11 protein-coding genes, 1 tRNA gene and 2 CRISPR repeat arrays are annotated in these 18,341 nt (G+C 36.4%); of the genes, 5 read left to right on the forward strand and 7 right to left on the reverse strand.

The features are described from left to right. Nucleotides 1-9: 9 nt before the first annotated feature. Nucleotides 10-1,146: a TFIIB-type zinc ribbon-containing protein gene (locus tag BQ5341_RS09980; RefSeq protein WP_071131832.1), complete on the forward strand. Its 1,137-nt coding sequence runs from the start codon at nt 10-12 to the stop codon at nt 1,144-1,146. Then, a complete protein-coding gene (locus BQ5341_RS09985; RefSeq protein ID WP_071131833.1) occupies nt 1,143-1,958 on the forward strand; it encodes a TPM domain-containing protein in 816 nt (271 codons plus the stop codon). Before BQ5341_RS09980 ends, BQ5341_RS09985 begins: the two co-directional genes overlap by 4 nt. Before the next feature lie 486 nt (nt 1,959-2,444). On the opposite strand, the gene BQ5341_RS09990 is transcribed toward BQ5341_RS09985, so the two are convergent. After that, nucleotides 2,445-4,901, reverse strand: a complete 2,457-nt coding sequence (locus BQ5341_RS09990) for a heavy metal translocating P-type ATPase (protein ID WP_071131834.1) — start codon at nt 4,899-4,901, stop codon at nt 2,445-2,447. Nucleotides 4,902-5,081: 180 nt separating this feature from the next. Between BQ5341_RS09990 and ykzS the strand changes: the two genes are divergently transcribed. The 3 genes from ykzS to BQ5341_RS10005 all read left to right on the forward strand — a co-directional run bounded on the left by ykzS (nt 5,082) and on the right by BQ5341_RS10005 (nt 5,980). Then, complete coding sequence (gene ykzS, locus BQ5341_RS09995; protein ID WP_071131835.1) at nt 5,082-5,312, forward strand: protein YkzS; 231 nt, start codon at nt 5,082-5,084, stop codon at nt 5,310-5,312. Between the two features lie 103 nt (nt 5,313-5,415). Next, nucleotides 5,416-5,488 (forward strand) — tRNA-Lys (locus BQ5341_RS10000). A gap of 231 nt (nt 5,489-5,719) precedes the next feature. Beyond that, complete coding sequence (locus BQ5341_RS10005) at nt 5,720-5,980, forward strand: hypothetical protein (RefSeq protein ID WP_071131836.1); 261 nt, start codon at nt 5,720-5,722, stop codon at nt 5,978-5,980. Nucleotides 5,981-6,210: 230 nt separating this feature from the next. Here the strand turns inward: BQ5341_RS10005 and BQ5341_RS10010 are convergent, their stop codons facing one another. The 6 genes from BQ5341_RS10010 to cas1 form a co-directional block, all read right to left on the reverse strand. After that, nucleotides 6,211-6,435 (reverse strand): hypothetical protein, encoded by a 225-nt coding sequence (locus tag BQ5341_RS10010; RefSeq protein WP_071131837.1) that lies wholly within the window; start codon nt 6,433-6,435, stop codon nt 6,211-6,213. An 802-nt stretch (nt 6,436-7,237) separates the two neighbouring features. After that, nucleotides 7,238-8,409 (reverse strand): IS3 family transposase gene (locus tag BQ5341_RS10015; protein ID WP_106396195.1). Its coding sequence is split into 2 segments (ribosomal slippage): nt 7,238-8,133 and nt 8,133-8,409, totalling 1,173 coding nucleotides; the frame shifts between segments, so codons are not numbered across the junction. 113 nt (nt 8,410-8,522) lie between these two features. Beyond that, a CRISPR array of direct repeats spans nt 8,523-9,812; the repeat unit is 36 nt; unit sequence GTTTTGGAAGTATTCAAATCAACATCACTCTAAAAC. Between the two features lie 129 nt (nt 9,813-9,941). Beyond that, a protein-coding gene (locus BQ5341_RS10025) for an IS3 family transposase (protein WP_106396145.1) occupies nt 9,942-11,113 on the reverse strand; the annotation gives its coding sequence in 2 pieces (ribosomal slippage) (nt 9,942-10,837 and nt 10,837-11,113; 1,173 coding nt in all). Nucleotides 11,114-11,212: 99 nt separating this feature from the next. After that, a CRISPR array of direct repeats spans nt 11,213-16,345; the repeat unit is 36 nt; unit sequence GTTTTGGAAGTATTCAAATCAACATCACTCTAAAAC. Nucleotides 16,346-16,483: 138 nt separating this feature from the next. Beyond that, a complete protein-coding gene (gene csn2 / locus BQ5341_RS10035) occupies nt 16,484-17,149 on the reverse strand; it encodes a type II-A CRISPR-associated protein Csn2 (RefSeq protein ID WP_205408748.1) in 666 nt (221 codons plus the stop codon). Beyond that, entirely contained in the window at nt 17,136-17,477 is a 342-nt protein-coding gene (gene cas2, locus BQ5341_RS10040) for a CRISPR-associated endonuclease Cas2 (protein WP_071131840.1), read from the reverse strand. Before cas2 ends, csn2 begins: the two co-directional genes overlap by 14 nt. Continuing rightward, on the reverse strand, nt 17,474-18,340 hold the full coding sequence (cas1, locus tag BQ5341_RS10045; protein WP_071131841.1) for a type II CRISPR-associated endonuclease Cas1: 867 nt from the start codon (nt 18,338-18,340) through the stop codon (nt 17,474-17,476). Before cas1 ends, cas2 begins: the two co-directional genes overlap by 4 nt. Nucleotide 18,341 lies beyond the last annotated feature (1 nt).

Consider the following 18,341-nt stretch of genomic DNA (forward strand, 5'->3'; position numbering starts at 1 on the left):
TGCGTCTGCATGGAAGCTGTCACTCATAAATGTCCTAACTGCGGCGGTGGCTTAACTTTTGAGCCGGCTGATCAAAAATTTCACTGCCCTTTTTGCCTCTCCATTTTTACGGAAGCAGAAGTTTTAGACTTTGAAAAAAAACAAGCCGCCGCTCATGTCGGTGCTACTGTTCCGATTGAAAATCCTGCTGAAACTTTGACTGATGTTGATCAAACGGCGGCTGACAAAACAACTGATGCCGAGGCTGAATCTACAGAAAATGCAACAGATTTAGAAATGTATCTGTGCCCTAACTGTGGGGCGGAAATTGTTACCGAACCCACAACGGCGGCGACTTATTGTTATTTCTGCCATAATCCAGTAGTTTTATCAGGGCGCTTGTCTGGAACTTTTCAACCAGAAAAAGTTTTGCCATTTGCCATCACTAAAGAGCAAGCAGTCGAAAAATTTCTCGCTTGGACGAAGAAAAAATATTTTATTCCAAAAAACTTTTTTGACGAAAAACAAATCCAGCTCCTGACTGGTGTTTATTTCCCTTATTGGGACGTTGAAGCTGATTTAAAAGGACAATTTCAAGGCAAAGGAACCACTTTGCGCATTTGGCGGATGGGCGACATTGAATATACTGAAACCAAACAATTTGCCATTAATCGCCGGGGGAATTTGAAATTTTCTCAAATGATTAAAAATGCCTTGTCGAAAAATACTCAAAAGAAAATGGTAACTTCCATTCTACCTTTTCAATTGGAGAAAGCTGTTAACTTTCACAGCCAGTATCTCGCCGGTTTCCAAGCTGAAAAAAGAGATATTGAAATTAATGAATTGAATAAAGAAATTAACGACGATTTAAAACGATACGCCACTTCGATGCTGAAAGCTTCCGTCAATCAGTACAATACAGTGACTGGTGAAAAAACATCGATTGAAGTAACAGATCAAAAAAATCATTACGTCTTGTTACCAGTTTGGCTTTTAACGTATCGCAATCCAGGAGATGAGACGGTTTATTATTTCGCCTTAAATGGTCAAACAGGAAAAACTGCCGGAATTCTGCCCATTAGTCAGAAAAAATTAGCGCTAGTTTCAGGTGGAATTTTTGCAGCTGTCTTCTTATTGGCCTTGTTAGGAGGGTTCTTCTTACTATGAAAAAATTTGCGATTTTTTTAGGGACGCTCTTTCTTTTCTTAAGTTTGAGTCTCGGGGTGAACGCCGCAGATTCAGTTGTCATTGACGATGCCGACTTATTAAGCGCCAGTGAGATGAGTGAATTAACTAATCAAATGAATGCGCTGGCTGAAAAAACAAAAGCCCCGATGATGATTATTACAAGTTATGATTTAGACCAAGACGATCCTCGTTTCGGTGTCGACCGGCGTTTAGGCGATTATGTTGGCGATAATCAAAATGGAATTCTGTTTTATTTAGATATGACTGGCCGCACAGTTTATCTTTCAACTTCTGGAAATATGATTCATTATTTGACAGATAGTCGAATTGACCAGGCACTAGACGCGATTTATGAGGGCGGATTGACTGATGGAAATTATTTTTCCGCGGCGCAAATATTTATTCAAGAAACTGAAAAATATTTTGATGCTGGCGTTCCAGGCGGCCATTACACCGTCGATGAAGCTACTGGAAAAGTGACTAAATATAAGACAATCACCTTATTGGAAGGCATCATTGCGTTTGTTTTGGCCGCCGGATTGGCGTTAGCATTTTATTTTATCACCCGCAATCGGTATCGTTTAACTAAGGTGGACTATGCTTACTCATTTTCCGAACACGGCACGCTAGACTTGACTGAAAAAGAAGACCCCCTGGTCAACTCCTTTATCACCACCCGGCGCATTCCGAAAGTACAAAATAATAATAAAGGCGGCGGCGGTGGTGGTGGCGGAAGTACCACTCACTCCAGCGGTGGTGGCTCATTCGGTGGCGGCAGCCGCGGATTTTAAATGATCAAAAGAACAGGCGCAAACCAAGAAGACTTGGTTTGCGCCTGAATTTTTTTTGGTTTTGAGCTGAGCGGTGTGTTTTCGCTAATACTTAGGAAAAAAGATAAAACCTCTAGAAAATATTCTATTTTCCTCAGTTTTCCTATTTTTCTACAGTATTTAGCAGCCAAAACACATCCTTATTTGACGGTGTGTTTTGGGCAATAGCTAGGGAAAAAGATGAAATTATTTAAAAATCCAAAAGAGGGATTTCCAAAATTTTCCCTATTTTCCTACGCTATTTAACGCCCAAAACACAACCTTAAACAAAAACCGCCCTGCATACCTACAGGGTGGAAGAAAGGAGTTTTTTTACTTTGGAGGAGTAAAAAAATGAAAAAGTGTTAGGGTTTTGTTGGTATGAATATACTATACCGAGAAGTTTTGAAGAAAGTATGAACAAACTTTTGGTAATTTGCTAAGAATTGCTAAGTTTTTCTAAAACGATTATTTCCCTGGTTTGAATCGTTTCAAACGAAGTGCATTTAACAAAACAGACACTGAGCTAAAACTCATGGCAGCGCCAGCAATCATGGGATTTAACAGCGGTCCGCCAAATAAATGCAAGACCCCCATCGCCACTGGAATACCTAAAACGTTATAGGCAAATGCCCAGAAAAGATTCTCTTTGATATTTTTAATTGTCTTTGAACTTAGCTCAATGGCTGTTGGGACGTCCATCAAATCACTGCGCATTAAAACAATATCTGCCGATTCAATAGCCACGTCGGTTCCACTACCAATGGCGATTCCCACGTCGGCTTGCGCTAAGGCTGGTGCATCGTTAATTCCATCCCCCACCATAGCCACTTTGAATCCTTCTTGTTGGAGTTTGGCAACTTCTTTTGCTTTATCTTCAGGCATGACCTCGCTTAAGACGCGATCGATACCTACTTGTTTGGCGATGGCAGCGGCGGTTTTTTCGTTGTCGCCGGTAATCATAGCGACGGTTAAGCCCATTTCGTGCAATCTTTTTACAGCAGCGACAGAATTTTCTTTCAAAGTATCGGCGACGGCAATTAATCCAGCGAGTTGTCCATCCACTGACAAATACATCGGTGTTTTCCCGGCAGCTGCTAAAATATCCGCTTGCTCGTGTGCTGCATTGGTTAAAATATTTTTTTGTTGCATTAATTTTTGATTGCCTAATAAAATTTCTTGGCCTTCAATGGTTACGGTAATTCCTAAACCAGGTAAAGCTGAGAAATTTTCTGACAGGCTCACTGCTAAGTTTCGACTTTTGGCCCCTTCAATTATTGCTTCACCTAATGGATGCTCTGATCCAACTTCGGCGGTAGCGGCTAGTTGTAAAACTTCTTCTTGAGTGAAATTTCCAAAAGTGATCACATCAGTGACGACGGGTTTTCCTTGGGTAATCGTGCCCGTTTTATCAAAAACAATCGTTTGAATTTTGTGAGCTGTTTCTAAGGCGTCCCCTGATTTAATCAAGACACCATTTTCTGCGCCTAGTCCAGTCCCCACCATAATTGCTGTTGGTGTGGCCAAACCCAGTGCACAAGGACAAGCAATCACCAAAACTGAAATGGTAATCGTTAAAGCAAAAACCCACGACTCTTGTCCTAAGAAAAACCAAGCCAGTCCTGCTAAAATCGCTAAAGCAATCACGATGGGAACGAAAACGCCTGACACGCGATCGGCTAATTTGGCAATCGGCGCTTTACTTCCTTGCGCTTCTTCAACTAATTTAATAATTTGGGCCAGCGTGGTTTCTTGTCCCACTTTGGTCGCTTTAAATTGGAAGGTACCATTTTTATTAAGAGAGGCCCCCACTACTGCATCGCCAATCTTTTTTTCCACCGGCAAACTTTCGCCAGTAATCATAGCTTCGTCCACAGCCGAAGTTCCTGCTACTAGGACGCCGTCCACGGGGATTTTTTCACCTGGACGGACAACTAAAATATCGTCAGTTGCCACTTGATTGATTGGTACTTCCATTTCTTGACCATTTTTTATAACCCGCGCAGTTTTTGGCGCCAAATCCATTAATTGTTTAATGGCTTCTGAGGTTTTTCCTTTTGAACGGGCTTCGAAATATTTCCCCAAAGTAATTAAAGTTAAAATCACCGCCGCTGATTCATAATATAAATTCATGGCAAAATGATGATCGCCTAAGAAAACCTGAACCGTTCCATATAAACTATAAATTACCGCCGCACTAGTTCCTAAAGCCACTAGCGAATCCATATTAGGATGTCCTTTAAAAAGGGCCCGAAAACCAATCGTAAAGAAACTTCTCCCGAAAAATAAAACCGGTAATGTTAGTAGTAATTGAACTATGGCAAAAGTTTGCGAATGCACCATGGGATTTAAAAATTCTGGCAGCGGCGCTCCTATCATGTCCGCCATGGCGATGTATAAAACTGGAATCGCGAAAATCGCTGACAAATAAAATCTCTGCCACACTTGATGAAGCTGAGCTTGTTTTTTTTCATTTTGTTGCTCAACTGTTGACGCGTCAGCACCTTGCATAAATTGCGCTTGATAACCGGCGTCTTCCACCGCTTTGATAATTATTGGCACTTCGCTAGCTGGCGCAGAAACCAACATTTTTTCACTGGCCAAATTCACACTAGCCTTTTGAACGGCTGGCAACTGATTGACTACTTTTTCAATTGTTTGCGCACAAGAAGCACAAGTCATACCGCTAATGGTAAATTGCAACGCGTCGGTGGCAGGTTCCACCGCTTGATAACCGGCATCTTTCACCGCTTGAAAAATATTTTCAGGCGAGATTGCTACTTGATCAAAGTCGACACTTAATTTTTCTGTGGCCAAATTGACATTGGCACTCGCTACTCCATCAAGTTTACCAACCGCTTTTTCCACCGTCTGGGCACAAGATGCACAAGTCATCCCCTCAATCGCATAAGTTTCTTTCAACATTTTTACCTCCATTTTAAAATCTATGAATTTTAAATCTAAATTTCTTTAAAAAGTTGGTTTACAGATGTAAATTCTTTCAACAAAACCATCATAACTTTTTGGTTTACATTTGTCAACGGTAAAACTTAAAAAATTTATGGTATAGTAATAGAAAAAGTAAATAAGAAGAGGTGGCAACATTTGGAAAATCCTTGGATCAACCAATTAAATCAATTAAAAAATGGCGAGCTGACTGAACTTTTTGTCCCCTTTGCCGAGTATGGAAATTTTCGTTTGGCCTGGTTAACTTTCCCAGAAAAAATGAATTTTCGCGGCATTGCCTCATTAGGCGGCGACATCACTTACGTCTACGATCCATCCAGCGCTCCTGGCAAAAAAACGCCAACTGAAATTGCTGAAGAAAATCTTTAAGGCAACTTAACGAGATATGAAAAATTATTTTGCGTCACTGCTTAGTATTTGCAAAAAACACTTGCGACAACGGCTAGACAATGTTAAAATTACTTTTGTTGTTGGGCTGTTAGCTCAGTTGGTAGAGCAGCTGACTCTTAATCAGCGGGTCGCGGGTTCGAGCCCCTCACAGCCCATGGGTGCCAAACCCACGGATAGGCAAACGTCGGTGCGAAAGCATTTCGAAGACGTTTGTGCTATCCACTTTTTTTATTTAAAAATCTAAAAATTCAAAAATAGACCGCTGGAAAGTTAGACTGAAATTCTAACTTCTGGCGGTCTTTATTGTTTATTTAAAAATTTTATCTTTGACCAAATCATTTGACGATACGAACACTTGTTTGTATAATTAAGTTGAGGTGAGGAAGATGAAAGAAGCCCAGCACGGACTCGTCAGCAAGATTAAAATTTTGCGCGTCTCGCCCTATCCGCTCGTGCGATTCACTTTAACGAGAGATGAGGACGAACTAAATTGTTTGATCAACCAGCATGCCTTGAACTTTTTATATCAAGTAAATGATGGCGATTATTTAGCTGCCTTTGGTCACACCAATAAACGTAAACAATTCGTCATTGAAAAATTCGCCGTCCAAAAATTAAACCAAACCGAAAAAGTATTGCAAAAATAGAGCTGAATTATAAAACAAATAGACCCCTGAAAAATTCCGTCTGTGGATGGAATTTTTTGGGGGTTTTGTTTTGTCAAAAACTCAATTAACTCTCTATATTACAGTTTAGTACATCTGATAAACCATAATAATTATCTTTGAAACTTTTAATCACTAAAATAGACTAAAAGTTTCAAAAACAATTTTATCGATAGAAATAACTTAAAAGCATTTCAATTTTAGAGACATAACTAAATTGAGATATCTCGAAAATAATCAAGAAAATCTATATCTGAGATTTCCAACTCTTTTGCCCAAAGAAATGCTTCTTCTACAGGTATCTGACTCTCTCCTCGCAACTTATTTGATACACTCTCTGCTGATTTATTTATTTTCCGAGAAAATTTACTGACAGTCCCAAACTTTTTCTTGATTCTTTGAACTAGCTTTTCATATTTTACAGCTTTTCTTTTCATTTCGTTCTCCCTTCTAAATCTGTCAAAAATTTTTAGAGACAAAGATTCATCTCACAGATTATTCACTAGTTTTGGACATTCCTTTTCTGTAGCTAATAGAAAAGGAATGTCCAAATTACGTAGACACAAAGATTAGAGGTTTAATAAATCTAAAAAGAAAGGATTTAGACCATTCGTTGGATAAAGCTTTCAAAAGAACATAGCTCTAAAACCTAATCTTTGTGCAGATGGTAAACAATTAGTGAACTGAATGACTATCTCATCTAAATATTAGCACTTTAAATCAATTTGTCCAATACTTTTAAATATAGATTTATTTCCAAGAATAGATTCCTCAACAATTTAACCAATTGAAGATTTTTCTACAGTTGTCTAATTAAAAGCTAAATTAAATACCAGTGTTTCAAATCAGAATAAATTTTTAATCTTTCAAACCAACATCGCTCTAAAACTCTGCCGTTCATCTTCACGTTCTTCAACTAGTTTTGGAAGTATTCAAATCAACATCGCTCTAAAACAGTCAATATCGTGCATACGTGCAATGTAATGTTTTGGAAGTATTCAAATCAACATCACTCTAAAACATCGTTACAGGAATAGTAAGCGTGCCACCAGTTTTGGAAGTATTCAAATCAACATCACTCTAAAACTGAGGGGGAAAAGCGTTCCCCCTCACCCTGGTGAAATGGCAACACTTTTTTTGACAAAATTTATAAGGTGTCATTTTTTGTCTCGTGTTATTATTCCGATTGCCCTTGACAATGAGCCTCCTCGGATATGATTCTCTACGGCAGAAGCTCACTCAAATGAATGAAGCCGCCTCACTCGGTGTATCATATCCGCGCTCATTATCAAGGGTTCGCTTCGCCAATCTCTGATAACGAAATCCAATTGGTGTCTCGTAACCAAGTGTCCCATGCAATCGTAAATGATTCCACCAATTGACGTAGTCAAATAATTCTAATTCTAACTGTTCCAAAGACTCAAACCGAAATTGATGAACAAATTCTACCTTCACTGACTTGTATGTAGATTCAGCTACTGCATTATCATAAGGACAACCTTTTTTGCTCAGAGAGCGAGTAATGCCAAAGGCTCCAATAATCTCTTCAATCGTTTGATTGTCAAATTCTTTTCCACGATCGGTGTGGAAGAGCTGCACTACTGTCAATGGATAAGAAATACGAGTAAAAGCCCGCTTGACCAAGCTTGCATCTTTTCTTTTGCCACAAGAATACCCAATAATTTCTCGATTGAACAAATCAAGAATCAAATAAATATAATGCCATTTTTTCCCAACACGTACATAAGTTAAATCAGTGACAATAGCTTCCAGAGGCTCTTTATTTCTAAAATCTCGAGCTAAAATATTATCTGTTTTTGATTCATTACAGGAAGAGGAATGGTTTTTGAAATGAGCCAAAGTATAGCTCGATTTCAATCCCCGTTGTTTCATGATGCGACCGATTCTCCGACGACTCACTTGGATGTCGCGATTCGCTAAGATTTGTTTTAATTTTCTTGTGCCGTAAGCCTTGCGATTACGAACAAATTCTTCTGTGATAGCTTCTTCCAATTCAGCTTCATTTTTTACGAGTTTTGGCTGGTAATAATACGTTTGACGGGAAATTCCTAAGACTTTACACATCGCTGATATCGAGTATTTGTGCTTATTGGCATCAATTACTTGTCTTTTCGTCCGAATATCAGCGCTGCTTGCTTTAAAATATCATTTTCCATTTCTAGCTGTTGGTTTCGCTTGCGCAAAGCGATCATTTCTTTTTGTTCTGGGGTCAAGTTATCTTTCTCTTTGAAAGAACCAGAGGTTTCTGCTTGTTTAATCCATTTATCAAAAGAAGAAGCGGTTAATTCATACTCACGAATAATTTCTACCCGTGATTTTCCGGCTAGATATAGATCGACTACCTGTTGTTTAAATTCTTTTGAATAAGTTCTTCGTGGACGTCTTGACATAAAAATTCCTCCAGTGTGTTTTTTTCTATTCTACACACCTTATTTTTTTTGTCTAGTCTAGTGTAGCCGATTCACTCTAAAACTACTTTAGTACGCCAATTTGACTCATTACAGTTTTGGAAGTATTCAAATCAACATCACTCTAAAACATAATCCAACTATTTCGGGGAATGCTATTAGTTTTGGAAGTATTCAAATCAACATCACTCTAAAACGTAAAAATCAAAGTAATCACCAGTTTTGGAGTTTTGGAAGTATTCAAATCAACATCACTCTAAAACCCATATCAGAATTTTTTTCAACAGTCTTTCGTTTTGGAAGTATTCAAATCAACATCACTCTAAAACTGATTGGTGCATTAACGCCACTTGTCGGTCGTTTTGGAAGTATTCAAATCAACATCACTCTAAAACTTTACATAGGGGCGTTTGGTTTCTCCGTCAGTTTTGGAAGTATTCAAATCAACATCACTCTAAAACAAGATTTGGGCTTAAATCTTGTACCAGCATGTTTTGGAAGTATTCAAATCAACATCACTCTAAAACTGGCCGTGAAGAGATCACGTCACATGCTACGTTTTGGAAGTATTCAAATCAACATCACTCTAAAACTATGAAGAAGCATTGTTGTATAGCGATGATGTTTTGGAAGTATTCAAATCAACATCACTCTAAAACCATACTGGTGGTTATGGCGCAAGCAATAATGTTTTGGAAGTATTCAAATCAACATCACTCTAAAACCGATTTTCGCCAACTCTTTGATAAATATCTGTTTTGGAAGTATTCAAATCAACATCACTCTAAAACAGAAATAGACTCTTCATAACCATTATCTCCGTTTTGGAAGTATTCAAATCAACATCACTCTAAAACTCGTTGTAGATAGTTGCTTCCAGCACACCGGTTTTGGAAGTATTCAAATCAACATCACTCTAAAACTACCGCAACGCTAGAATATAGTTCCAGCAAGTTTTGGAAGTATTCAAATCAACATCACTCTAAAACCAGCATCTTGACTTGTTCCCAAAACGTATTGTTTTGGAAGTATTCAAATCAACATCACTCTAAAACAACTTCACGACCTAACAGCTGGTGCTCTTTGTTTTGGAAGTATTCAAATCAACATCACTCTAAAACCCTCCTTGAGATTATTCCAGTTTTGGACTGGTTTTGGAAGTATTCAAATCAACATCACTCTAAAACTTACTTTAGGCACGGCTTTGCTAGGAGTTAGTTTTGGAAGTATTCAAATCAACATCACTCTAAAACCCTAATAATGATTAATATCAAATACCGCTTGTTTTGGAAGTATTCAAATCAACATCACTCTAAAACAAAGTAGGAGGGGCAATTTATTCAGCTCCTGTTTTGGAAGTATTCAAATCAACATCACTCTAAAACCGACAAAGTGAAATGGCAACACTTTTTTTGACAAAATTTATAAGGTGTCATTTTTTGTCTCGTGTTATTATTCCGATTGCCCTTGACAATGAGCCTCCTCGGATATGATTCTCTACGGCAGAAGCTCACTCAAATGAATGAAGCCGCCTCACTCGGTGTATCATATCCGCGCTCATTATCAAGGGTTCGCTTCGCCAATCTCTGATAACGAAATCCAATTGGTGTCTCGTAACCAAGTGTCCCATGCAATCGTAAATGATTCCACCAATTGACGTAGTCAAATAATTCTAATTCTAACTGTTCCAAAGACTCAAACCGAAATTGATGAACAAATTCTACCTTCACTGACTTGTATGTAGATTCAGCTACTGCATTATCATAAGGACAACCTTTTTTGCTCAGAGAGCGAGTAATGCCAAAGGCTCCAATAATCTCTTCAATCGTTTGATTGTCAAATTCTTTTCCACGATCGGTGTGGAAGAGCTGCACTTCTGTCAATGGATAAGAAATACGAGTAAAAGCCCGCTTGACCAAGCTTGCATCTTTTCTTTTGCCACAAGAATACCCAATAATTTCTCGATTGAACAAATCAAGAATCAAACAAATATAATGCCATTTTTTCCCAACACGTACATAAGTTAAATCAGTGACAATAGCTTCCAGAGGCTCTTTATTTCTAAAATCTCGAGCTAAAATATTATCTGTTTTTGATTCATTACAGGAAGAGGAATGGTTTTTGAAATGAGCCAAAGTATAGCTCGATTTCAATCCCCGTTGTTTCATGATGCGACCGATTCTCCGACGACTCACTTGGATGTCGCGATTCGCTAAGATTTGTTTTAATTTTCTTGTGCCGTAAGCCTTGCGATTACGAACAAATTCTTCTGTGATAGCTTCTTCCAATTCAGCTTCATTTTTTACGAGTTTTGGCTGGTAATAATACGTTTGACGGGAAATTCCTAAGACTTTACACATCGCTGATATCGAGTATTTGTGCTTATTGGCATCAATTACTTGTCTTTTCGTCCGAATATCAGCGCTGCTTGCTTTAAAATATCATTTTCCATTTCTAGCTGTTGGTTTCGCTTGCGCAAAGCGATCATTTCTTTTTGTTCTGGGGTCAAGTTATCTTTCTCTTTGAAAGAACCAGAGGTTTCTGCTTGTTTAATCCATTTATCAAAAGAAGAAGCGGTTAATTCATACTCACGAATAATTTCTACCCGTGATTTTCCGGCTAGATATAGATCGACTACCTGTTGTTTAAATTCTTTTGAATAAGTTCTTCGTGGACGTCTTGACATAAAAATTCCTCCAGTGTGTTTTTTTCTATTCTACACACCTTATTTTTTTTGTCTAGTCTAGTGTAGCCGATTCAAAGGAATTAAATCCTCAATGCCTTCGTTTTGGAAGTATTCAAATCAACATCACTCTAAAACATAACGATTGGCGATTTAACCTTTAACAAGGTTTTGGAAGTATTCAAATCAACATCACTCTAAAACTGCTTCATCCCAATTTTGGAACCACAATAAGTTTTGGAAGTATTCAAATCAACATCACTCTAAAACTTCAAGTGCAACCTTATTCATATGTTCCAGGTTTTGGAAGTATTCAAATCAACATCACTCTAAAACAATTCCATCTGTGTTAGCCACATGCCCACAGTTTTGGAAGTATTCAAATCAACATCACTCTAAAACCCACGATACGATTCACGTATTATTTTATCAGTTTTGGAAGTATTCAAATCAACATCACTCTAAAACGCATTGTTTCGAGATCGTTTTAAGTGACGTGGTTTTGGAAGTATTCAAATCAACATCACTCTAAAACTCTGAAGATGAATGTGAGGCAATTTTATTTGTTTTGGAAGTATTCAAATCAACATCACTCTAAAACTCACTTAAAAGATGCTCTTCGTAATTTCTAGTTTTGGAAGTATTCAAATCAACATCACTCTAAAACATACTTGGGTAGATTTAGCAACCCTAGCAATGTTTTGGAAGTATTCAAATCAACATCACTCTAAAACGCTGTTGATGAGGAAAATACATTTGCTGAAGTTTTGGAAGTATTCAAATCAACATCACTCTAAAACTCTAAAGTGGAACAACATATCCACATTGGGGTTTTGGAAGTATTCAAATCAACATCACTCTAAAACCCTTTTTTACAATAATACGCATTGAGTGCGCGTTTTGGAAGTATTCAAATCAACATCACTCTAAAACCCTGTAACGCCATGAAAATGAATACAGCCATGTTTTGGAAGTATTCAAATCAACATCACTCTAAAACGACAGCAATGCCGAGTCCTATCTAACCAATGTTTTGGAAGTATTCAAATCAACATCACTCTAAAACACTGTTTTCAGCCAATTTCCAAATTCTCCAGTTTTGGAAGTATTCAAATCAACATCACTCTAAAACTAATCTAACTTTCTAACCGCAGATAAACTAGTTTTGGAAGTATTCAAATCAACATCACTCTAAAACACAGCATCGCTTGTTTTATACATCCAGCAAGTTTTGGAAGTATTCAAATCAACATCACTCTAAAACACTGTAATTGTTCTTATATTTTGATAAGTGGTTTTGGAAGTATTCAAATCAACATCACTCTAAAACAAGCAAAACGAGCCAAAACAAAGTGAACCGAGTTTTGGAAGTATTCAAATCAACATCACTCTAAAACCGTAAGCTCCTTCGATATAAATTTTTCCGCGTTTTGGAAGTATTCAAATCAACATCACTCTAAAACACCCAAAAGCCTGTAAATGTATTAGAGCAAGTTTTGGAAGTATTCAAATCAACATCACTCTAAAACTCTGCGTCTGTTTTATTTTTCGTGACCGTTGTTTTGGAAGTATTCAAATCAACATCACTCTAAAACTCCCAAAGCTATCACTCAAAGTCGCTCTAAGTTTTGGAAGTATTCAAATCAACATCACTCTAAAACTCCAAGCGACGGATATTGAAAAGACAGCCGGTTTTGGAAGTATTCAAATCAACATCACTCTAAAACAGGTTCCAACATTGCCATTTGATTTGACATGTTTTGGAAGTATTCAAATCAACATCACTCTAAAACAGGGGATTGGTGCTGCAGGCGTTGACTCCAAGTTTTGGAAGTATTCAAATCAACATCACTCTAAAACCGTCATTTGCTTTCTCACTGATTGCTTTGTGTTTTGGAAGTATTCAAATCAACATCACTCTAAAACCTAGCAGTCAAAGTTTGGCGGTTTTGAAAAGTTTTGGAAGTATTCAAATCAACATCACTCTAAAACATCACTACAATTATAAATAATATGTTTTGTGTTTTGGAAGTATTCAAATCAACATCACTCTAAAACTCCACGTTATGCAAAGTTGCAAGATATTTCGTTTTGGAAGTATTCAAATCAACATCACTCTAAAACCCATTATGACGCCAGTCGAAAAAATTGCCCGTTTTGGAAGTATTCAAATCAACATCACTCTAAAACCATGGAGTAAATTCATAATTTCGATATGGAAGTTTTGGAAGTATTCAAATCAACATCACTCTAAAACTTTATAACACTTCTGTATCTGCGGAAAAAGGTTTTGGAAGTATTCAAATCAACATCACTCTAAAACTCGACACGTTAAATAAAATGGATAACCTTTGTTTTGGAAGTATTCAAATCAACATCACTCTAAAACGAAAAGCGGGAGAGATTACAAAAGCTTTACAGTTTTGGAAGTATTCAAATCAACATCACTCTAAAACACTCACTTCGCGCTTGGTTCACTAACTTTTGTTTTGGAAGTATTCAAATCAACATCACTCTAAAACATGTAGCTACCACTAAAGGTTACATTGACGGTTTTGGAAGTATTCAAATCAACATCACTCTAAAACTGAGTGGGCAACATCAAAAGAAAACTTATAGTTTTGGAAGTATTCAAATCAACATCACTCTAAAACCTAGATTTAAGTTTAAACGATTTAGATGCTGTTTTGGAAGTATTCAAATCAACATCACTCTAAAACTTAACCACATTGATTAAAGTTACCAATGTTAGTTTTGGAAGTATTCAAATCAACATCACTCTAAAACTTGCACTAGCACGACTTTTCCCTACATAAAGTTTTGGAAGTATTCAAATCAACATCACTCTAAAACTAAATACAGGTAGAAACTTCATAGGTTTTGGTTTTGGAAGTATTCAAATCAACATCACTCTAAAACTCTCGACCATTGACACAATAGGTCACGATAGTTTTGGAAGTATTCAAATCAACATCACTCTAAAACTAACTTTAGGGTCTTAGACAAAACAGGAGTGTTTTGGAAGTATTCAAATCAACATCACTCTAAAACAAAGACCCATCAGCCACGTCCGATTCGATTGTTTTGGAAGTATTCAAATCAACATCACTCTAAAACTTAGAGGAGGCAAGTAGATGATTGATTTTAGTTTTGGAAGTATTCAAATCAACATCACTCTAAAACTTGACTGGAGGAAGAAAAAATATGGCCTTAGTTTTGGAAGTATTCAAATCAACATCACTCTAAAACGGTCTATGTCGCTCAAAGAATTTCGGCAAAGTTTTGGAAGTATTCAAATCAACATCACTCTAAAACATAGTTTAATAGGAGAAAAATATCTCTTAAGTTTTGGAAGTATTCAAATCAACATCACTCTAAAACCCTCTTGATAAGTAATTTTGACTGACGTTCGTTTTGGAAGTATTCAAATCAACATCACTCTAAAACTCACCTTGTCTTAAATTAATTGTTTCTAAGATTTTGGAAGTATTCAAATCAACATCACTCTAAAACAGATTGCAAAACGTATCAGTAACGAAACGGGTTTTGGAAGTATTCAAATCAACATCACTCTAAAACTTGCTACATGCTCTTTTCACGGCGCTAAGAGTTTTGGAAGTATTCAAATCAACATCACTCTAAAACTTTGATGGTAGCTACGTTGGCAATCAGTCGAGTTTTGGAAGTATTCAAATCAACATCACTCTAAAACACTATCTGTGTCGTGGATATCCTTTACAGAGTTTTGGAAGTATTCAAATCAACATCACTCTAAAACTGGTCTTGACTGCGATTGACATCGAAACATTGTTTTGGAAGTATTCAAATCAACATCACTCTAAAACAACGATATTGTACTTGCTCCATAAAATTCTGTTTTGGAAGTATTCAAATCAACATCACTCTAAAACCAAGGATTGGGGCGAGATACCGGAAACCTTGGTTTTGGAAGTATTCAAATCAACATCACTCTAAAACATTGATTATGGCCGTCCGTTTGAACGCATTGTTTTGGAAGTATTCAAATCAACATCACTCTAAAACAAGAATTTGCCTACATCGCTGGTAAGCCAAGTTTTGGAAGTATTCAAATCAACATCACTCTAAAACTTAAGACCATTAAGACATTTACGTTTGGATGGTTTTGGAAGTATTCAAATCAACATCACTCTAAAACCAAGTGGAAAGCTGAACTACAAGCCATAACGTTTTGGAAGTATTCAAATCAACATCACTCTAAAACTCGGGTGGTGTGACAGTTGTCCATCCTTGTGTTTTGGAAGTATTCAAATCAACATCACTCTAAAACTCAATTGCATTTCGAGGTATTTTTGTATATGGTTTTGGAAGTATTCAAATCAACATCACTCTAAAACATTACTCCATGATTTAAAAGTCCAGTACAAGTTTTGGAAGTATTCAAATCAACATCACTCTAAAACTCACAATCATTGATGATATGCTGATAAGTAGTTTTGGAAGTATTCAAATCAACATCACTCTAAAACTTGATTCAGTTCAAAACAAACGTATTAGGCGTTTTGGAAGTATTCAAATCAACATCACTCTAAAACCGTAGATCCTTATCCATATCTACAAAAATGGTTTTGGAAGTATTCAAATCAACATCACTCTAAAACCATCGCATCAACCTAGATGGTGATTTAATCGTTTTGGAAGTATTCAAATCAACATCACTCTAAAACGCGAATATCGTAATTGACCAATAAAACTATGGTTTTGGAAGTATTCAAATCAACATCACTCTAAAACAATAATGGTGGTTTGAAGAAAAATCCTAATGTTTTGGAAGTATTCAAATCAACATCACTCTAAAACTGTTTCTATATCCCACATTCTTTCAGTCTTGTTTTGGAAGTATTCAAATCAACATCACTCTAAAACACATTGTTCATCAGCTGTAATTTTATAAATGTTTTGGAAGTATTCAAATCAACATCACTCTAAAACAAGTAAGTGACCTTGCTGATCAGATACCAAGTTTTGGAAGTATTCAAATCAACATCACTCTAAAACGGGAAATGTCAGTATCACATTTCTAACTAAGTTTTGGAAGTATTCAAATCAACATCACTCTAAAACCAGTAGTTCAGATCGGCTTTTTTTAGAATTGTTTTGGAAGTATTCAAATCAACATCACTCTAAAACTGAACAAACATTTAATCCATTTTGAAAATGGTTTTGGAAGTATTCAAATCAACATCACTCTAAAACCTCGTAGAATTTTTTGATTTTCCACGAAATCCCGTAATCGCGCGATTTGCCCATAGCAAAGCTTCAGATTTGAATACTCCTATATTTTAAAAATAATTTTATTTTATTGTCAAAGGACAATCTTTTCTTATGATAGGATCATATCATATTTTCTTCAAGAAGAAAATAATCCTTATCCAATACTAATTGCTTTATGCCAGATACTTTCCTTGGCTCTAAAAATAGGACGTCAATCTCCTGCAAAGAAATTTGTTTTTCTAATTCTAATCGTTCCTGCTGAGTTAAAAAAGTAGAGACATTTATTAGTACCAATAATTTTTTCTTTACTAAATACTTGAAAACTTGGATAATCTCTAATACTTTTTCAAAAATTGTGTCACTACGCGTTTCAATACGAATATTGAAAACTTTAAATAGATCAAGTATTGTCAATTCACCACTTTGTAAATCAAGTTCTTGCTCAATTAACTCTTCAGCCAGCAAGTCTCCTATATTGGCAACTAAGCTCTCAATTTTCCCTTTTATTTCAAGATTTTCATTCAATTGCTCCTCTAAATCTGCATAAATAAGTTTTAAAGTTGCAGCAGAATTAATCTCAAAACCAAGGACATCAATGACAATCATCAGCTCAGCAGGTTTAACTGCACGCTGTTTATCATCAAAAAGTTTCAGATCCCCTTCTCCTTCATATTGATAAAATAGCTGCACAACTTTAGCAAAAACTTGAACATCTTCAATAACTAGGCAAGTCGATCTATTTATCAAAATGGGTTCATCTAAAACGGGAAAATTAATTTTCATCATAGTCCTCCCCTAAAAAAACAATGCGAGCATCAGTATTTCCAACATCCGTATTTTTTTGACCACTCAAATAGATCATTTTAGAAAATTGTTTTTCAGTTACAGTTAATAAAGTAATCAAACCTTTTTTAGGATTTTTTTGTTTTAGTCGAGCAATCAACGCTTTATTGGCCGTTCCATTCAGGAGAATTTTACTGTAAATCGAAAATTGGTGCATAATGAATCCTTCACTCAAAATAAATTTTCGGAATTGTCGATAGGCTTTTCGATCATCCGCAGTTTCAGTGGGTAAATCAAACATTAAAATTAACCTCATATATCGATAGCTCATATTCTAAATTCCGGAATACTTTCACTTTCTTCGTTTATTGCCTTGATTACTTTTTTCGTATAATCACTGGCGATATTCACGAGATACATTTCCTGATTATTATAATGATAAGTCTGATTGAACAGGTTAAATAAAAATCGTTTTGCAAGCGAAAATTTTTGGTAACGGTGTTCATACACAATCTGATCAACTAAAGGACGAAAAGGCTCCATCAAATCGCTGGCTAAGTTAAAGTCGTTAAATTGATTAGCATGTTTCAGGCCTAATTGAGTCAAGCAGCCCGATTTTACAATTTCTCGAGCGAACACACTTAAAAGTAAGGTATAGCCGTAATTTAGGGCAGCATTGACATCATTATTTTGTTCCCGAGTAAAACTATTTCCAAAAAGTATATTGAAATAAGTCCGAGCGGCGTGACCTTCTCGATTACTTGGATCAAAAAGTTCCAATTTTTGTTGAAATTCTTTTAAGGCTTCTGCTTTTTCAGGATAATTTTGCATTGCCAAAAATTGACTTTGATTCAAAATTTTTTGAGAAATAATCTCCGTCCAAACCTCAGCTTTCCTGGAGTCATTCCAAGAAAGCTGACGAGTGAGTTGGAGCGAACTATCGTGTCTACCGTAAAATGGTAAAAGTTTACCGATTGGTAATCGTTTATCATCGCAGAAAAGGACAAGAATATTTTCATCCACCAAACGCTTAATCAACATCGTTGTGATGGTAATGTCTGTAGTCTCAAGTATGATGACATCGATCTCTGACAGGTGAATTAATTTATGTTCAAACGGTGTTTTGAAAATGAGATGATTATTTGTGTAGGACAATTTACTATGTTCATTTACAATTACAGTCCGCCATCCCATA

Origin of the sequence: Enterococcus timonensis, assembly GCF_900104595.1 — a bacterium.
Classification (GTDB): Bacteria; Bacillota; Bacilli; order Lactobacillales; family Enterococcaceae; genus Enterococcus_J; species Enterococcus_J timonensis.